Annotated in this window: 16 protein-coding genes; 13 read left to right on the forward strand and 3 right to left on the reverse strand. The window is 57.4% G+C overall.

Annotated elements, in window-relative coordinates; genetic code table 11:
* The 8 genes from QZ326_RS01125 to QZ326_RS01160 all read left to right on the forward strand — a co-directional run.
* Positions 1 to 740, forward strand: a 740-nt coding sequence (locus tag QZ326_RS01125; protein ID WP_295740374.1) for an FHIPEP family type III secretion protein, incomplete at its 5' end; no start/stop codon positions are given.
* A complete protein-coding gene (locus QZ326_RS01130; RefSeq protein WP_295740376.1) occupies positions 737 to 1,573 on the forward strand; it encodes a sigma-70 family RNA polymerase sigma factor in 837 nt (278 codons plus the stop codon). The genes QZ326_RS01125 and QZ326_RS01130, both read left to right, overlap by 4 nt.
* Positions 1,574 to 1,576: 3 nt before the next feature.
* Entirely contained in the window at positions 1,577 to 2,329 is a 753-nt protein-coding gene (locus QZ326_RS01135) for a flagellar hook-basal body protein (protein ID WP_295740378.1), read from the forward strand.
* Between the two features lie 20 nt (positions 2,330 to 2,349).
* Positions 2,350 to 3,096 (forward strand): flagellar hook-basal body protein, encoded by a 747-nt coding sequence (locus QZ326_RS01140; RefSeq protein WP_295740380.1) that lies wholly within the window; start codon positions 2,350 to 2,352, stop codon positions 3,094 to 3,096.
* Positions 3,097 to 3,109: 13 nt separating this feature from the next.
* Positions 3,110 to 3,739, forward strand: a complete 630-nt coding sequence (locus tag QZ326_RS01145; protein WP_295740382.1) for a chemotaxis protein CheC — start codon at positions 3,110 to 3,112, stop codon at positions 3,737 to 3,739.
* Positions 3,729 to 4,208: a chemotaxis protein CheD gene (locus QZ326_RS01150; RefSeq protein WP_295740384.1), complete on the forward strand. Its 480-nt coding sequence runs from the start codon at positions 3,729 to 3,731 to the stop codon at positions 4,206 to 4,208. The genes QZ326_RS01145 and QZ326_RS01150 overlap by 11 nt, the downstream gene beginning before the upstream one ends.
* 74 nt (positions 4,209 to 4,282) lie before the next feature.
* Positions 4,283 to 5,212 (forward strand): chemotaxis protein, encoded by a 930-nt coding sequence (locus QZ326_RS01155; protein ID WP_365327950.1) that lies wholly within the window; start codon positions 4,283 to 4,285, stop codon positions 5,210 to 5,212.
* Positions 5,213 to 5,224: 12 nt separating this feature from the next.
* Positions 5,225 to 6,547 (forward strand): EAL and HDOD domain-containing protein, encoded by a 1,323-nt coding sequence (locus QZ326_RS01160; protein ID WP_295740386.1) that lies wholly within the window; start codon positions 5,225 to 5,227, stop codon positions 6,545 to 6,547.
* A 106-nt stretch (positions 6,548 to 6,653) separates the two neighbouring features.
* Here the strand turns inward: QZ326_RS01160 and QZ326_RS01165 are convergent, their stop codons facing one another.
* Positions 6,654 to 7,367 (reverse strand): late competence development ComFB family protein, encoded by a 714-nt coding sequence (locus tag QZ326_RS01165; RefSeq protein WP_295740389.1) that lies wholly within the window; start codon positions 7,365 to 7,367, stop codon positions 6,654 to 6,656.
* A gap of 27 nt (positions 7,368 to 7,394) precedes the next feature.
* Positions 7,395 to 8,174 carry a ParA family protein gene (locus QZ326_RS01170; protein WP_295740391.1) on the reverse strand — a complete coding sequence of 260 codons (780 nt, stop codon included), beginning with the start codon at positions 8,172 to 8,174 and terminating at the stop codon, positions 7,395 to 7,397.
* Between the two features lie 176 nt (positions 8,175 to 8,350).
* Between QZ326_RS01170 and fliD the strand changes: the two genes are divergently transcribed.
* From fliD to QZ326_RS01185, 3 genes are read left to right on the forward strand one after another with little or no spacing between them, the layout of a single operon-like run.
* Positions 8,351 to 10,855, forward strand: a complete 2,505-nt coding sequence (fliD, locus tag QZ326_RS01175; RefSeq protein ID WP_295740393.1) for a flagellar filament capping protein FliD — start codon at positions 8,351 to 8,353, stop codon at positions 10,853 to 10,855.
* A gap of 18 nt (positions 10,856 to 10,873) precedes the next feature.
* Positions 10,874 to 11,251 carry a flagellar export chaperone FliS gene (fliS, locus tag QZ326_RS01180; RefSeq protein ID WP_295740394.1) on the forward strand — a complete coding sequence of 126 codons (378 nt, stop codon included), beginning with the start codon at positions 10,874 to 10,876 and terminating at the stop codon, positions 11,249 to 11,251.
* An 8-nt stretch (positions 11,252 to 11,259) separates the two neighbouring features.
* Positions 11,260 to 11,646, forward strand: a complete 387-nt coding sequence (locus tag QZ326_RS01185) for a hypothetical protein (protein ID WP_295740396.1) — start codon at positions 11,260 to 11,262, stop codon at positions 11,644 to 11,646.
* Positions 11,647 to 11,693: 47 nt separating this feature from the next.
* On the opposite strand, the gene QZ326_RS01190 is transcribed toward QZ326_RS01185, so the two are convergent.
* On the reverse strand, positions 11,694 to 12,650 hold the full coding sequence (locus tag QZ326_RS01190) for a C39 family peptidase (protein WP_295740398.1): 957 nt from the start codon (positions 12,648 to 12,650) through the stop codon (positions 11,694 to 11,696).
* Positions 12,651 to 12,782: 132 nt separating this feature from the next.
* Between QZ326_RS01190 and QZ326_RS01195 the strand changes: the two genes are divergently transcribed.
* A complete protein-coding gene (locus QZ326_RS01195) occupies positions 12,783 to 13,514 on the forward strand; it encodes a cell division ATP-binding protein FtsE (RefSeq protein ID WP_295740400.1) in 732 nt (243 codons plus the stop codon).
* A gap of 67 nt (positions 13,515 to 13,581) precedes the next feature.
* On the forward strand, positions 13,582 to 15,369 hold the full coding sequence (locus QZ326_RS01200) for a methyl-accepting chemotaxis protein (protein WP_295740402.1): 1,788 nt from the start codon (positions 13,582 to 13,584) through the stop codon (positions 15,367 to 15,369).
* Positions 15,370 to 15,660 lie beyond the last annotated feature (291 nt).

The following is a 15,660-nucleotide window of genomic DNA, read 5'->3' on the forward strand; positions in this document are numbered from 1 at the left end:
CCTCCCGGTGGATTCTGCCGGAGAACAAGGAGATGGCGGAGATCTACGGCTACAACGTTATCGACCCCCTGTCCGTTATGCTGACCCACCTGTCCGAGACCATCCGGAAGTACGCCCACGAGCTTTTGAACCGGGCGGAGACCATGCAGCTGGTGGAGAACCTGAAGCGGACGGAGCCGGACCTGGTGGAGGAGGCCATACCCAACGTCGTCACCTATGCCACATTGGAAAAAGTTCTCCGGAACCTCCTGCGGGAGGGCGTGCCCATCAAGGACCTGGGCATTATCCTGGAGACCCTGGTGGACAGTCTCTCTCAGGGGCGGGACATCGACGCCGCCACGGAGCAGGTCCGCGGCGCCCTGGCCCGGACCATCACCCGCCGCTTCTGCGAGGACGGCCAGCTCCGGGTGGTCACCTTGGACGCGGAGGTGGAGAAGAAGATCATCGCCTCCCTGACCCGGAACGAGCAGGGCGTGTATCTGGCCATGGGGCCGGATCTTATGCAGCAGATCGTAGGCCAGCTGGCAGAGCAGATGCGCAAGTTCAGCGACCTGTCCCAGACGCCCATCATTCTGGTGAGCCAGGTGATCCGCGGTTATTTCAGCAAGATGATTACCCAATTCTATCCCAATGTCTACGTGCTCTCCTTCAATGAGATTACCAGCAACGTCCAGATCCAGGCCCTGGGCAACATCGCTCTGGATGCTCCCACCCGTGAGAGAAAGGCGGTGGGGACATGAGCGAGGCTGCGGCCGCCAGGCAGTATACTGAGCATGAGATCGAGGCTTTGGAGACACAGGAGCTGCTGCGGCTCTATAAGGAGACCGGCAATGAGGAGCTGAAATGGCCTCTGGTCCTGCGATATGAAGGGCTGATCAAGAACGCTGCCATGCAGATTCGCGGGGTTTACAGCAGCTTTGCCCAGATCGACGACATCATCAACGAGGGCATCCTGACGCTGCTGTGGGCGATCGATAAATATGACCCCGATAAGGGGGTCAAGTTTGAGACCTATGTTTCCAAACGCATCCGGGGCATGGTCATCGACCTGGCCCGGAAGCAGGACTGGATGCCCCGGAATGTCCGCCAGCGGGCAAGGGAGATCGACATGGCTGCGGCGGAGCTCTCCTCGGAGCTGGGGCGTTACCCAACGGACGGAGAGATCGCGGACCGCCTGGGAGTCTCCACAGAGCGGTACCAGAAGGACGCCGCCAATGTGGCGTTGAGCAATATCCTCTCCCTGGATATGCTGATGGACACCCGGGAGGATGGCTATCAGCTGGAGCTCCCCTCCAGCGATGTCCAGAGCCAGCCGGAGACGGCGCTGCAGGAGCGGGAGATGCAGCGGGCCCTGGCAGCGGGAATCTCCACCCTGCGGAAAAACGAGCAGATTGTCCTCTCTCTCTACTATGAGAAAAGCCTGCACCTGAAGGAAATTGCCCAGGTGATGGAGCTCAGTGAGCCCCGAATTTCCCAGATACACACCCGGGCCATCCAGAAGCTGCGCAGCTATATGGAAGCATATATGAACGACAACGGAGAAATCCCGAACGCCAGGAGGAAGAAGGGGTAACATATGTATAAAGGCTTTTATAATCTCACCTCTGCCATGCTGACTCATCAGCAGAACCTGAATGTGGTTGGCAACAACTTGGTGAACATCTCCACAGCCGGGTACAAGCAGCAGCGGTACACGGCCACCACTTTCGACGATGTGATGTACAGCCGTGTGGGCAACATCTACAACATCGGTGAGGAGATCGGCCGCCAGAGCTATATCCGGGCTCCCAGCCAGATCTACACGGATTACAGCCAGGGTGTTCCGGAGCCCACGGGGCTGCCTCTGGACTTTGCCATCAACGGAGACGGCTTCTTCGCCGTACAGGATGCGGATGGTGAAATTGCCTACACCCGGATGGGCAACTTCACTCTGAACGACGAGGGGTACCTGTGTCTCCCGGGCTATGGCCAGGTTTTGGATCCGAACGGACAGCCCATCTATCTGGGGACAGATAAAGTCACAGCCACGGAGCAGGGACTGATCTATTACAACGACGGCGGGCTGATCGGCAGACTGGGCGTTTACACTTTTGAGGACAACGAGCAGCTGGTCCACAATGATATGGGCCTCTTTACAGGCGAGGGCGCCCAAGCTGCGGAGACCTTTGAGGTCTGGAACGGATACCTGGAGCGGTCCAACACGGACATGGTCAAGCAGATGACGGAGATGATTACCTACCAGCGGGCGCTGCAGAGCGCCGCGCAGATCAGCAGGATCTACAACGAGCTGATGACCAGAAGCGCCAACGACGTGGGCCGGCTGGTCTGATTTGACTGAGGAGGCTGCCTATGAATCAATCCTTTTTCATCGGTGCGGTGGGCGCCCACCAGCAGCTGAAGCGGCTGACCGTCCACAGCAACAATATTGCAAACGTCAATACATACGGCTTCAAGGCGGAGAAGAGCCGGTTCACAGCCCTGATGTACGACAACATCCGGGCTGTCGAGAACGATGAACTGCCCTCCGGCGTGGGCTCGGCCCTGTGGGTCACGGATACGGATTTTTCCACCGGTGCCCCGGTTATTACGGATCGGGATCAGGACTATATGATTATGGGAGACGGCTTTTTTGCCGTGGTAGACCTGGCCTCCAACGAAGTCTCTCTCACCCGGGACGGCGCCTTTGTTACCTCCGAATTACAGCGCGCCAGCGGTGAGGTGGACGATGCGGGCGTGCCCATCATGGAGACGGTCTACTATCTCTCCGACAACCAGGGCCGGTTTGTCCTCAGCCGGAACGGCGGCATGATCGAGGTGGACGACCATCACGAAGAACAGCCGGTGGGTGTGTTTGACTACATCAACTACAATGGCATGGAGCATATTGACGGCACCCGTTTTATGGCCGTGGATAAGAACGGGGGAATCCGTCTGAGTGAAAGCCAGGTTGCGCGGGGTGTGCTGGAGCAGTCCAACGCAGATCTTGCGGAGGAGCTCAGCAAGGTGATCGAAACCCAGCGGGCCTACGGTATGGCGCTGAAGATGGTCCAGACCTCCGATGAGATCGAAACCACCATCAATGGCTTGAGCAGCTGAGATAGGAGGGGCTATGACAATTAAGAATTATGACCAGCTGAGCTCTCTGGAGCTGGATACACTGAAGGAGATCGGCAGCATCGGCACTGGAAATGCCGCCACATCCCTGTCCGCCCTGATCGGAAAGCCGGTGCGAATTCAGATGCCGGAAGTCCGCATTATGGGTTATAATGAGGCCATCGAGTGGATTGGCGGCCCTGAGGAGATCACTGCCGGCGTTCTAGTGGGTATGAGCGGGCAGATCAGCGGCATTATGCTCTCCGTGCAGCAGCTGGAATTTGTGAATCTTGTGCTGGACAGTATGCTGGGCCAGAGCGTTGGGGATTATATGGAGCTTCAGGAGCTGGAGCACTCGGCCCTGACTGAGGTGGGCAACATTATGATTTCCACCTTCATCAATGCCCTGAGCGGACTGGCGGGCATTGATATTGAGCTGACGGTTCCTGCTTTCACTGTGGATATGCAGGGCGCCATTATGGCGGTGCCCATGGCGGAGTACGGCGGGCAGTCCGACTATATCATGACCATTGGCGGGGATTTTGTCTGCAACGGAAAGGAGATCCCCTGCAGGCTGTTGTTATCACCGGATATCCGGTCTCTAAACTTTTTACTGAGGAAGCTGGGAGTAGACAGTGGAGAGTAAGATTGCAATCGGCATCGCGGACATGAAAATGGCACAAAACAGCGGAATGCTGATCACCTACGCGCTGGGGTCCTGCATCGGGATCTGTCTGTATGACCAGAAAATCAAGCTGGGCGCATTGATCCATATTATGCTGCCGCTGAACATGGAGCCAGGCCGCAAGAATACGATGAAATATGCCGATACTGGAATACGCGAGACATTGAAGATGATGGAGGCCAAGGGCGCGTCCCGCAGCCGCATTACCGCCAAGATTGCGGGCGGCGCAAAGATGTTTGAGGTCAAGGGCGGTTCTCTGTCCAATATTGGGCAGCGGAATATTGAGAGCGTACATAACACCCTGAAGCGGGAGGGCGTCAAGCTTTTGCAGGAGGATGTGGGCGGCACAGTGGCCCGCACACTGCTGTTTGATGTGGGCACCGGCTTAGGCTGTGTCCGCTGCTATGGCAAACCGGAGCATATTTTCTAAGGAGGGGCTGACCGCACGCGGAGACTGACGCGGCGCCCATCCCAAATACAACCATTGGAAGGAGTGTTCGGAACATGTTGGAAGAGGATAAAAGGGGCATTTTGCTGGAGTCCGGCACAAATGAGATCGAGGTCATGCAGTTCACCATCAATAACAGCCTGTACGGCATCAACGTTGCCAAGGTCAAGGAGATCATCGTCTCCGCGCCGGTGAAGAGTATGCCCCATGCCCACCCGGCGGTAGAGGGAATCTTCAAACCCCGGGACCTTGTGATCACGGTGGTGGACCTGCCCAGGTATCTGCTGGGTATCGATACGGAGAAGGGGCCCAAGGATCTATTCATCGTCACCAATTTCAACAAGATGAATATTGCCTTCCGGGTCCACACGGTGGTTGGTATTAGCCGAATCTCCTGGAAGGACATCCAGAAGCCGGACAAGACCGTGTCCGGGGGGAACGAGGGCGTGGCCACCGGCATCGCCCAGTGCGGCAGCGACCTTGTCACCATTCTGGACTTTGAGAAGATTGTGGCGGAGATTGCACCGGAGACCACCATCCAGATGTCGGAGATCGATCAGCTGGGTGAGCGCCAGCGCAGTGACGCGTCCATTTTGGTGGCGGAGGATTCCGTGCTTTTGAGCAAGATGATCGAGGAGGCCCTTCACAAGTCCGGCTATGTCAACACCAGGATGTTCCCTGATGGGCAGGAGCTGTGGAACTACCTCAACAGTATCCGCGGCGAGAAGCTGAATAAGAGTGTGTCCCTGGTCATCACGGATATCGAGATGCCCCAGATGGACGGCCACCGGCTGACCAAACTGATCAAGGACGACAAGGAGTTTACACACCTGCCGCTGATCATCTTCTCCTCCCTGATCACTGAGGAGATGCGCCGTAAGGGCAAGGAACTGGGCGCGGACGAGCAGATGAGCAAGCCGGAGATCGGCCATTTGGTTCGGGTTATAGACCATTTGCTGGATGAGAAAGCCAAGCAACAAAGGTAAAGAAGGGAACTCATGGCTAGTAAATATATTGTAAGGCAGCCAATCAAGGACGTAAGCGGCAAAATCCTGGGCTATGAGATTTTGTACTACGGGGAGAATCAGGCCTTCAGCGCGGATAATTCCTCCGCCGGCGATTTTGCCTCCGCTGACACGGTGTACAGCTTTTTGACGCAGAACAGCACCAAGGCCCTGAAGGGCTCCCTAAATTTCATGACCTTTACCACAGCACTTTTGATGCGGAAGACGCCCCGGCTGTTCGACCGGTCAGAGCTGGTAATTCAGATTGACGACAGTGTGATTATTCACCCCCTCTCCATGCGGTTTGTGGATCAGTTTGCCCGTGAGGGGTATAAGATCGCAGTCAACGAGTTTGAGTTTGCTCCCCGTTATTTAACGCTGATGGACAGCATTGATTACATCAAGATCAATGCCGAGACCATTTCGCCTGCGTCCATGCGCAATACCATCGAGATCGCCCACAGCATGAACAAGAAATGCATTGTCACCAACATCGAGGATGAGGCGGGTTATCAGCAAGCGGTGAACATGGGGGCGGACGCCTTGGAGGGGACGTATGTGGCGGAGCGCGTGACCACCAAGGTTCACAGCAGCGCCTACCTTCAGAGCAGCTTTTTCCAGCTGATGGTGGCGGTGACCAGAGACGAGCCGGATGTGGATGAGATTGAACGGCTGATCTCCATGGATGCCAGCTTGACTTTTGGTCTCTTGAAAATGGCCAACTCCGCGTATTTCGCCCTGCGGCACAGGGCTACCACCATCCATCAGGCCATCATGACGCTGGGGCTGGGACAGCTGAAACAGTGGATCTACCTGCTGAGCGCCAGCAATATGGATAACACTGACAACAGCGATACGGAGGAGTTCCTGAAGCTCTCCTTCATGCGGGCGTATTTTTGCAGTGAGCTGATCAAGCACGCCAAGGATATGCCCATCAGCCGGTCTGAGGCCTACCTGATGGGAATGTTCTCCACACTGAACTACCTGGTGGACGCGCCGCTGGAGGAGATCCTGGAGGAGGTCCCGGTGGCGGACGAGATCAAGGCGGCCCTGATTCGCAAGGAGGGGCGCTGCGGAAAGCTCTATGAACTGGTCTTAAGCTACGAGACGGCCAACTGGAACGCCATTACCACTTATGCCGAGGAGCTGGGAATTCCCAATCAGGTAATCACCAACATTTACTTCACCTGCATGGAGGATGTGAATTTCCTCTGGGACCAGCTGAGCAACGTCTCGCCCAATCAGGAGTCGGAGCCGGATGAAGCGGAAACGAAAGCGGCAGATGCTGAACCGGGGATGGCGGAAACCGCTGAGTGATGCGTCTGGTGGCGGGCCGCCGGCCGAAGGAAGTTTGTTTCATTTCGAAGTTTGTTACCAGCAAAAAAAGATCCGGCGCCTATGGGTGCCGGATCTTTTTGAAGTTTTATCCTCTCCCGTGGTGAGGGGCCTTGGATACAATCTCACAGGCCCGCATCAGCTGGGTGGTGATGTCGCTGCTGTGCTGTACCTCATAAAAGGTGAGCTTGGGGATCATCTCGCCCTTGCTCATGACCACATATTTGGGCGGCAGGTGGCTAAGGGTGTAGGCCATGACATCCACCATGCAGTGGTCACAGCAGCACATGCCGGAGGTGCGCATGTACTTTTCCGCTTTCTCCCGTACCAGCACCTCCATAACATTGACGTAGGTGGGCGGCTCATATTCCTTGCGGGAGGGAATCTCCGCCACAGGCGCGGCAGGCTCTGCCGGCTGGGGCTCGGGCTGGGAGATGGGCTGAGACGCAGGCTCCGCGGGCTGAGGTGCTGGTTCAGCCGGCGGCTGGGAGGCAATAGGCGCCGTGCGCGCAGGTTCCGGCGCAGGGGGCGGCGGAGGAGGTGTTTGGGCGGCAGGCTCCGTTGGGGTCAGGGATGCCTCCAAGGCATCTTTGATCTGGGAGGAGACGGCGGCATCGGCATTGATAGAGGCGATAATGGGTGCGATGGGGGCTGCGGCTGGAGCAGGCGTATCCGGAGATGCGGCTACAGAATCCGCCGGTGCCGCCGCAGGGGCGGCGGGCGGCTCTGTGTTCCGGTTTTTGCTGAGCAGATTCATCACATGGGCGGTCTTGCTGGTCTTGGAATCTTTATTTGAGGCCATAGTAACACTCCTTTATGTGTATATAGATTAACGTTTCTTCCGGCGGGGGAACTTGTCCCCAGCCACGGCGCTGACGATTTTTTGCAGGTCCCGGGCGGAAGTGGCGTCCGGCTTGTAGCTCAGAACACTCTGTCCATAGGCCGGGGCCATGGCTACGCTGACGCTTCGCCGGATCTTCGCGGAGAACACCTGGCTGTTCAGCTGGTCTGCCACCTGCTCCGCCAGGTCCAAAACATCACGGGAGAGAGTGAGGCGGGGATTATACTTGTTGAGCAGAATACCGAGAACCTTCAGACCGGGATTGAAGGAGTTCTGCACCGTCTCGATGATCTCCTGAATCTGGGAGATGCCCACCAGGCTCAGGATCTCCGCCTCCATGGGGAGGATGATGCCAGTGGAGGCCACGTAGGCGTTGATGGTCAGGATATTCAGGGAGGGCGGCGTGTCGATGATGATGAAGTCGTAATTGCTCTTGACAGCGTCCAGTTGCTGGGAGAGCATGAATTCCCGCCTGGGGGCGGTGAACTCCACCTCCGCGGCGGAGAGCAGGATATCCGAGGAGAGGATATCCCCATACTCCGTATGGGCGATGGCCTGCTCAATGGCGCAGTTTCCCTTCAGCACATCGTAGACAGTGTAGCCATCGCCGATATCCAGACCCAAGGTGAAGCCCAGGTTGCCCTGTGGGTCCAGATCAACGCCCAGGACCCGGGCGCCCCGCTCATGCAGGCCACAGACCAGGGCGGAAACGACGGTGGTCTTTCCTACGCCTCCCTTTTGATTTGTGACAGTGATGATTTGCGTCAAAGGTTTTTCCCCCTTACTGTAAAAACTATGTGCGGACCTCTTATTTTTATTATACTATATGTCGATAAAAAAACATAGAGGAATTACAAAAAAATCTTTGTCCGGCAGCCAGGTCCCTGTCTGATGGGAAACGGACCGGACTCCGGGTGTTATTTCATGAAGGGAGTGGTATTACTATGGCATCCGTCAGCAGAACCAGCAGTTCCAGTGCCACCAGTATTTACGGCACCAGGAATGTCATCTCCGGCCTTGCCAGCGGCATGGATACGGAGGGCATGATCGAAAATGCAATATCTGCCTATAAGAACAAAATCTCCAGTCTGAACCAGCAGCGCACAAAACTGAGCTGGCAGCAGGAGGCCTACCGTGACATCATCACAAAGATGGCGAGCTTTTCGTCCAAGTATACCTCCTACACCTCCTCCACCAACCTGATGTCCAGCAGCTTTTTCAATCAGGCGGTGCGGACAGTGGCCAACGGCGCCAATGCCGCCAAGGTGGCGGCTTCCGGCAGAGGCACCAGCGATGTGGCCATCAACGGCGTGCGGCAGCTGGCCACCGCCGCCACCTACAAGCTCAGCGGCTCGGCACTGATGGGCAACACGGGCAGCGACTATGCCTCCGCCTCGAGTCCTGAGGGATTCAGCCTGGATAAGATGACCATCAGCAGCTTCAGCGGCACCATGAACCTGACCTATGGCAAGAATCAGACCCTGTCCTTTACATTCAGCGAGAGCGATGTGTTCAACAGTGCCGAGGAGCTGGCGGCGAACATGCAGAAACAGCTGGAGGATCAGACCATCTCCCTCTCCAGCGGCGGCAGCAAGAAGGCCTCTGAGATGCTGACTGTGGAAGCTGACAGCTTTGGCAATATCACCTTTAAGGATAAGGCCAATAACAACGTGTATATCAGCGGCGTCAGCGACAGCATGAAGGAAGCCTTTAGTGTGAACACCGGTGAGGGGAAGAGCTCTTTCCGGGTGTGGGACCTGACCAAAGAAGTGGACAGTGTGGAATATCTCAGCAAGTCCCCCCTCAGCATCACACTGGACGGTGTCACCAAGAGCGTCAAGATGCCGGATCAAGAATCGGTTAACAAGTATCTCGAGGAGGCGGGGATCGATTTAACCGGCAAGACGGAATTGACCAACGATGAGATCAGCGCGAGAAACGACGCCTATATCAAGGCGCTGCAGGATAATATTGACAAGGCTTTCGGCAAACTGGACGACGGCAGCAGCAAGCTCAAGGTTACCAATGAGAACGCTGCTGCCTGGGCTGAGGGCGAAGCAGGCAGCGCATCGGATATCAAACTGAGATTTGAGGCCGGCCAGGAGGGCTCCTCCTTCTCCGTCACCTCCAGCAAGGGCAAGTCCATGGGCTTTGGCGGAACCCAGCTGACCAGCTACCTGAATACCAACAAGACACTGAAGGATCTGTTGGGCGAGGAGGGGCTGAAGGGGCTGGAGACCGGCACCGACAAGGACGGCAACACCACTTACGCCCTGGAGATCAACGGCGTCAAGATCGGCGATTTCACCGAGAAGACGGAATTGAGCACGATTATGAGCCGCATCAACAGCAACAAGGATGCCGGCGTCAATGTCAGCTATTCCAAGCTGACCAACGAGTTCACCTTCACCGCCAAGGAGACCGGCACCGCCGGGGAAATCCAGTTCAGCGACAAGGGCCTGGGCGGCAAGCTTTTCGGCGGCGCAGAACAGACTGCCAAGGGGCAGGATGCCATTTTCACCGCCACCGTTGACGGCAAGGAGATGGAACTGACCCGCAGCTCCAACATCGTCGATTTCGATGGCCTCACCGTCACCCTCAAAGGGGAGTTTGGATATAAGCAGAAGGTGGACGACGACGGCAATCCGGTGCTGAACGAGAAGGGCGAGCCCGAGTATACCAAGGAGTTGGACCGGACTGCGGAGAAAATTACCTTTACCTCCACCTCTGATGCCGATAAAATCGTGGATGCCATCAAGTCCTTTGTCAGCGACTATAACGAGATGGTTACCCAGATTAAGGAGGCTTACTCCACACTGCCGCTGCAGCGGTCCAGCGGCGCCTATTACGAGCCCCTGACCGATGATGACAAGGCGGAGATGTCCGAGAGTGCCATCGAGGCGTGGGAGAACAATGCAAAGACAGGTCTCCTGTTCGGCGACCGCGATCTGTCCAGCCTGTACAGCCGTCTGACCTCCGCCGTGTCCATGTACGGCCGGGACGGCGCGGACCTGAAGGCTGCGGGCATCACCGTGAGTTACAGCAACGGTCTGAGCACACTGTCTTTTGACGAGAATACTCTGCGGGACACCCTGAACAGCGACCCGGACCGGGTGCGGGACATTTTTACCAAGAGCAAAGATAACGGCGCAGACACCAACGGTCTGGTCGCTGCAATCAAAGAGCCGTTGGAGGTCTTTGGCGGCACCACCAGCGCCACCAAGGGCACGTTGGTCGAGAAGGCCGGCTCCCCGCTGGCTCCCACTACCATCTATCAGAACGATATCCAAAAGCAGCTGGATAATCTGGACACACAGATTGAGAAGTGGCAGGATAAGATGTCTGACCAGGTGGACTATTACACGACGCAGTTCTCCAAGCTGGAGCAGCTGATTGCCCAGATGAACTCCCAGAGTTCCGCGCTGTCACAGATGATGGGCAGCTATTGATAAGGAGTGCCACATAAAATGGAAATGCGAGGCTTCCAACAGTATAAGGAACAGAGCATCAATACCATGACCCAGGGAGAGCTGCTTCTCCTGCTGTACGACGAGCTGGTGAAGCGGCTGACCCAGGCGGAGCTGGCGTTGGGTAAGGAAAATTGGCCGTTGTTTGAAGCCTCCGTCCAGCGCGGAATCGATATCATCAACTATCTGGACCAGACGCTGGATAAGCGGTATCCCATCAGTGCCAACTTGACCCAGCTCTATGAGTATTTTACCTATGAGCTGGGCCGGGTGAAGATCGGCCGCCGGAACGATCCGCTGACTCATGTGAAGTCTATGGTGAACGAGCTGCGGGAGGCCTTCCGGGAGGCACAGAAAAATGGGGAATCCGGAAAGTAGGTGCCAGAATGGAAGCGTTGACCCTGCTGGATGCCCATGTGCAGGCAAAGCGGATTTACAGCCTGCTCAATGAGGTGATGGATATTTCCCGCCAGATGGCGGAAGCCGTGGATCGGGATGACCAGGTGGCCATTCAGATGCTGGTTTCCATGCGGGAGGAGCCGGTGCATAAGCTCCGTCAGGCCCGCCGGGCTCTGAAGGAGCAGCGGGACGCCCTGGAGCCAGAGTCGGCTCTGCGGCTCTCCCAGTTGCTGAACGGGGAGGGGGCGGAGACGGAGGCAGAGGCGCCTCTGGCGGCCCAGATCGGGGCAAACCGCCGCCTGCTGGAACAGCTATTGGAGTTGGACCGGGTGCTGAACCGCAAGGTGACCCGGGAGGAGTCCATCTACAAATAAAAACCAGGCGCCGGCCCAAAGCCGGGCCGGCGCCTGTCCTACGGCTGTCAGCCGCTGTCGGACAGATTTTGAGAGATGATCCACAGGGGGGCGCCGTGGGCGGTGCTGCGGGAGAGCTCCTCCAGAATCAGCTCTGGCTCCCACTCCATGAGACTCCGCTCCTGGCTGTTGGGATCGGCTACCAGGATTTTTCCGCTGAGGGTGACGCCCCGGAGAACGATGAAGTGTCCGCCCTTGGTGAAGTGTCCGGGGCCCATAAGGGCTACCAGGAGATTGCGGCCCGTCAGGGCGCCCATCAGGGCGTCCGGCGTCCGCTCCTGGAGGGAGACGGCGGTGAGACCGCATTCAGCGGCAAGTCCTTCCACGATGGAGAGATAGGAGCCGCCCCGCTTTGCCCAGTGCCCCAGGGACACCGCCAGCTGGGCCATCTGGAGGGGATCGGCATCCGCCTCGGTCATGCTGCTGACCACCATGGCCATGGCCGCGGGACCGCAGCCGTAGCGGCCAATATCATCGGTTCCGTAGGGCTGTTCCGCCCAGGCCTCGCTGCCTTGATTGAAATAGACAATAGGTATGGTTCCGCCGGTCAGGATTTCCTGGCCGTTGATTACGTTTAACTCTGTGACGGCCGGGTCGGCGGCAGGTGCGCCACCGGTCAGGGCAGGGTCTTCAGCCAGCTGGGCATCCTCCTCCAACAGCCCCTCCTCTCTGGGAGCCGTGAGACGGGACCAGAGGACAGTGGCCTGGACTCCGGCCGCCGCAATGCGGCGGGAGACCAGCCGGTGGGCCTCCTCGGAGGCTTGGGAGACGGCGGAGGCGGCGCGGCCGCAGACCTGAGCCGCCGTTTGGACACTCCGCCGGACAGGCGCGGTGATCTGTTCATAGACGGCGGGAGCGAAGAAAGAACAGGCCGCCAGCTCCACCGCGCCGACGCAGAGAATGGCCAGCAGCAGGATCAGAAAGAGATTCCGCCTGGTCCGGCTGGGGGAAACAGTTTTTTTCACGCTCTCACCACCAAAAAAATCCGAGATAACTCTTGCATGACACCCACCAACAATGGTATTATATCAAAAGAGTAGGCCGCATTTCAAGAGGGAAGTACCCTCCGCAATCACTGAGGTACAGGAGCGCAGGCTATGCCCACCATCACGCTGGAAAAGGTGACAAAATATTATAAGGTGCAGAAGAAGCACCGCCGGGGTGAAAACCGCTTGGAGATCGGCGTGGAGGACGTGGATCTCACTGTGGAGCAAGGAGAGTTCGTCTTTCTGGTCGGCAGCAGCGGAGCGGGAAAGAGCACACTGCTGGATCTGATCTCCGGTAAGCTGAAACCGGACAAGGGGACTGTCTCCCTGAACGGAAAGGACCTGGCCCGGCTGTTTCCCTGGAGCCACAACCAGACGGCTCTGCTGTTCGGCAAGGTGTGTCAGGAGCAGACGCTGGCCCGGCGGATTACGGTAGAGGAGAACCTGCGGATGGCCGCCATGATCGGCAGACGCAGATTTGAGAGCGCGAAGCACATTGACGAGCGGATCCGGAAGGTGCTGGGCCTGGTGGGAATGCGGGGCGCGGAGAAAATGTATCCCGGGGAGCTGTCCATCGGCGAGTGCCGCAGGGTGGAGCTGGCCAGAGCCATGATCAACAGTCCGCCCATTCTGGTGCTGGATGAGATTACCGCCAATCTGGACGACGACAATATCTGGGATATGATCATTCTGCTCAATGAGGTCAACCGGAGAGGAACGACTGTGATCATGGCGACCCACGCCAGCAAGTATGTCAACATCATGCGCCGCAGAGTCATTACGCTGGTGGACGGACACATTTTCGGTGACGTGGAACGGGGAAGATACGGAGACGTGGTGTAACGCCGCGGAGCCGATTAGAATATAAATAGAATTCTGGGATATACGAAAACTGAGGAGGAGATCGGAAATGATCAAGAACATGAAGATCAGGAAAAGCCTGGTTATGGGTTACGGGATCACCATTGTTGTTTCCGCGATCATTATCATCGTGTCGCTGGTGCTGATGAGAGTGCAGAAGGGTCAGTATACCGATATTTTGGACCGGTATGTCAGGTCCACCCAGCTGGCGTCCGAGTGCCGCATTGAGTACAACCGCGCCGCACGCAACCTGCGTGATGCGGTGCTGTCTGGCGACATGTCCAGTATTGACAGTGCCAACAGTCAGATCAGCGTGCTGGAGAGCACACTGGCGGAGCTGAACAGCCTGTATCCCCTGGACGACAAGACTGAGCTGAATAATTTCGTCAACCTGGTGAAGGCGTGGGAGACGGAGGCCACTACCATCGGCCAGACCGCCCGAACCAACCAGGAGAAGGCCGCTACGATGATCGTGGAGACCTGCACTCCCGCCCTGAATCAGGCCGCCTCCGCTGGTGATGCCTTGGCCGCCAAACTGGAGGCTGAGGAAGCGGCCATTATTGAGCGGCAGTCCACCATCTCCAACATCGCCATGATTGTCATCGTTGCGACCATGATTATTGCCACCATTGTGGTGATCCGTATCGCCCTGATTATCATTAAGAGCATTGTGATTCCCGCTGAGCAGGTGCGCGTGGCCCTGGTGGGCTTCAGCGAAGGCAATCTGGAAGTGCCGGTGGATTACGAGAGCAAGAATGAGTTGGGCGAGATGTGCCGGGCCCTGCGAACCAGCCAGCATGTTCTCTCCGGAGTGATCGGCGACATCTGCTATCTGCTGGAGGAGATGGGCGGCGGCAACTTCAACTGCCGCACGAAGGCCGAGGAGCTCTATGTCGGTGATCTGAGCGCCGTTTTGACGTCCATCCGCGCCATCAACCGCAACCTTAGCGACACCCTGGCCCAGATTGACCTCAGCGCCGAACAGGTGTCCTCTGGCGCCGAGCAGGTGTCCACCGGAGCCCAGGCATTGGCGCAGGGCGCCACGGAGCAGGCCAGCGCCGTGGAGGAGCTGTCCGCCACTATTGCCGACATCTCCACCAACTCCCAGAACAACGCCAAGCGCAGCGAGGAGGCCATGGAGCACTCCAGGAATTCCGACCAGCGGGTGCGGGAGAGCGCCGAGTACATGGATCAGATGGTGAAGGCCATGGAGAAGATCTCCGAGTCCTCCACCGAGATCAGCAAAATCATTGCCACTATTGAGAATATCGCTTTCCAGACCAACATTCTGGCCCTGAACGCCGCGGTGGAGGCCGCCCGGGCTGGCAGCGCCGGCAAGGGCTTTGCCGTGGTGGCTGACGAGGTGCGGAACTTGGCCACCAAGTCTGATCAGGCTGCCAAGGCTACCAAGGACCTGATTGACAATTCCATTAACTCTGTGCAGGAGGGCGGCGACATCGTCAAGCAGGTCTCCGACTCCCTGAACAAGACCGTGGAGGCCACGAAGCTGTCTATGGAGGCCATTCAGGATATTGCCAAGGCTGTGGAGGAGGAGTCCGAGTCCATTGCCCAGGTGACTGAGGGCATCGACCAGATCTCCGCCGTGGTGCAGACTAACTCCGCCACCAGTGAGCAGTCTGCCGCCGCCAGCGAGGAGCTCAGCAGTCAGGCATCCCTGATGAAGACTCTGATGGCCAAGTTCAAGCTGCGTAACTCCGGTGGTGAGGCCGGCTATACCGCTGCCCAGCCCAGCTATACCTCCGATTACTCCAGTGTGGAGGATACAGTGGATTCCGGCAGCAGTTACAGCGGTTCCAGTCCCTTCAGCAAGTATTGAGATTTGCGCGTTGACGCCCGGTGAAAGGGTGTGGCCGCCGCCGCTCTGGCGGCGGAGAGAGAAACGCCGGTAGAGTAACCCTGCCGCGGTTGCCAGAGGGCGGTTTGCAGCCGCCCTCTGGCAAAATTCTTTTCCTACTCATGAGGACGAAAGTATACAATCAAACAAGTGAAAAGCATGAAAATTCTTTTCAAGGGTTGCGGCGTACATGCCGTAACAGGCCGCGGTCAGCGGCCCCGGTTTGGATTCAAGTCAGATCCGGCGTATTTTACACGCAGGCGGGCAAATCCC

This window comes from uncultured Oscillibacter sp. (assembly GCF_910587525.1).
Taxonomy (GTDB): Bacteria; Bacillota; Clostridia; order Oscillospirales; family Oscillospiraceae; genus Oscillibacter.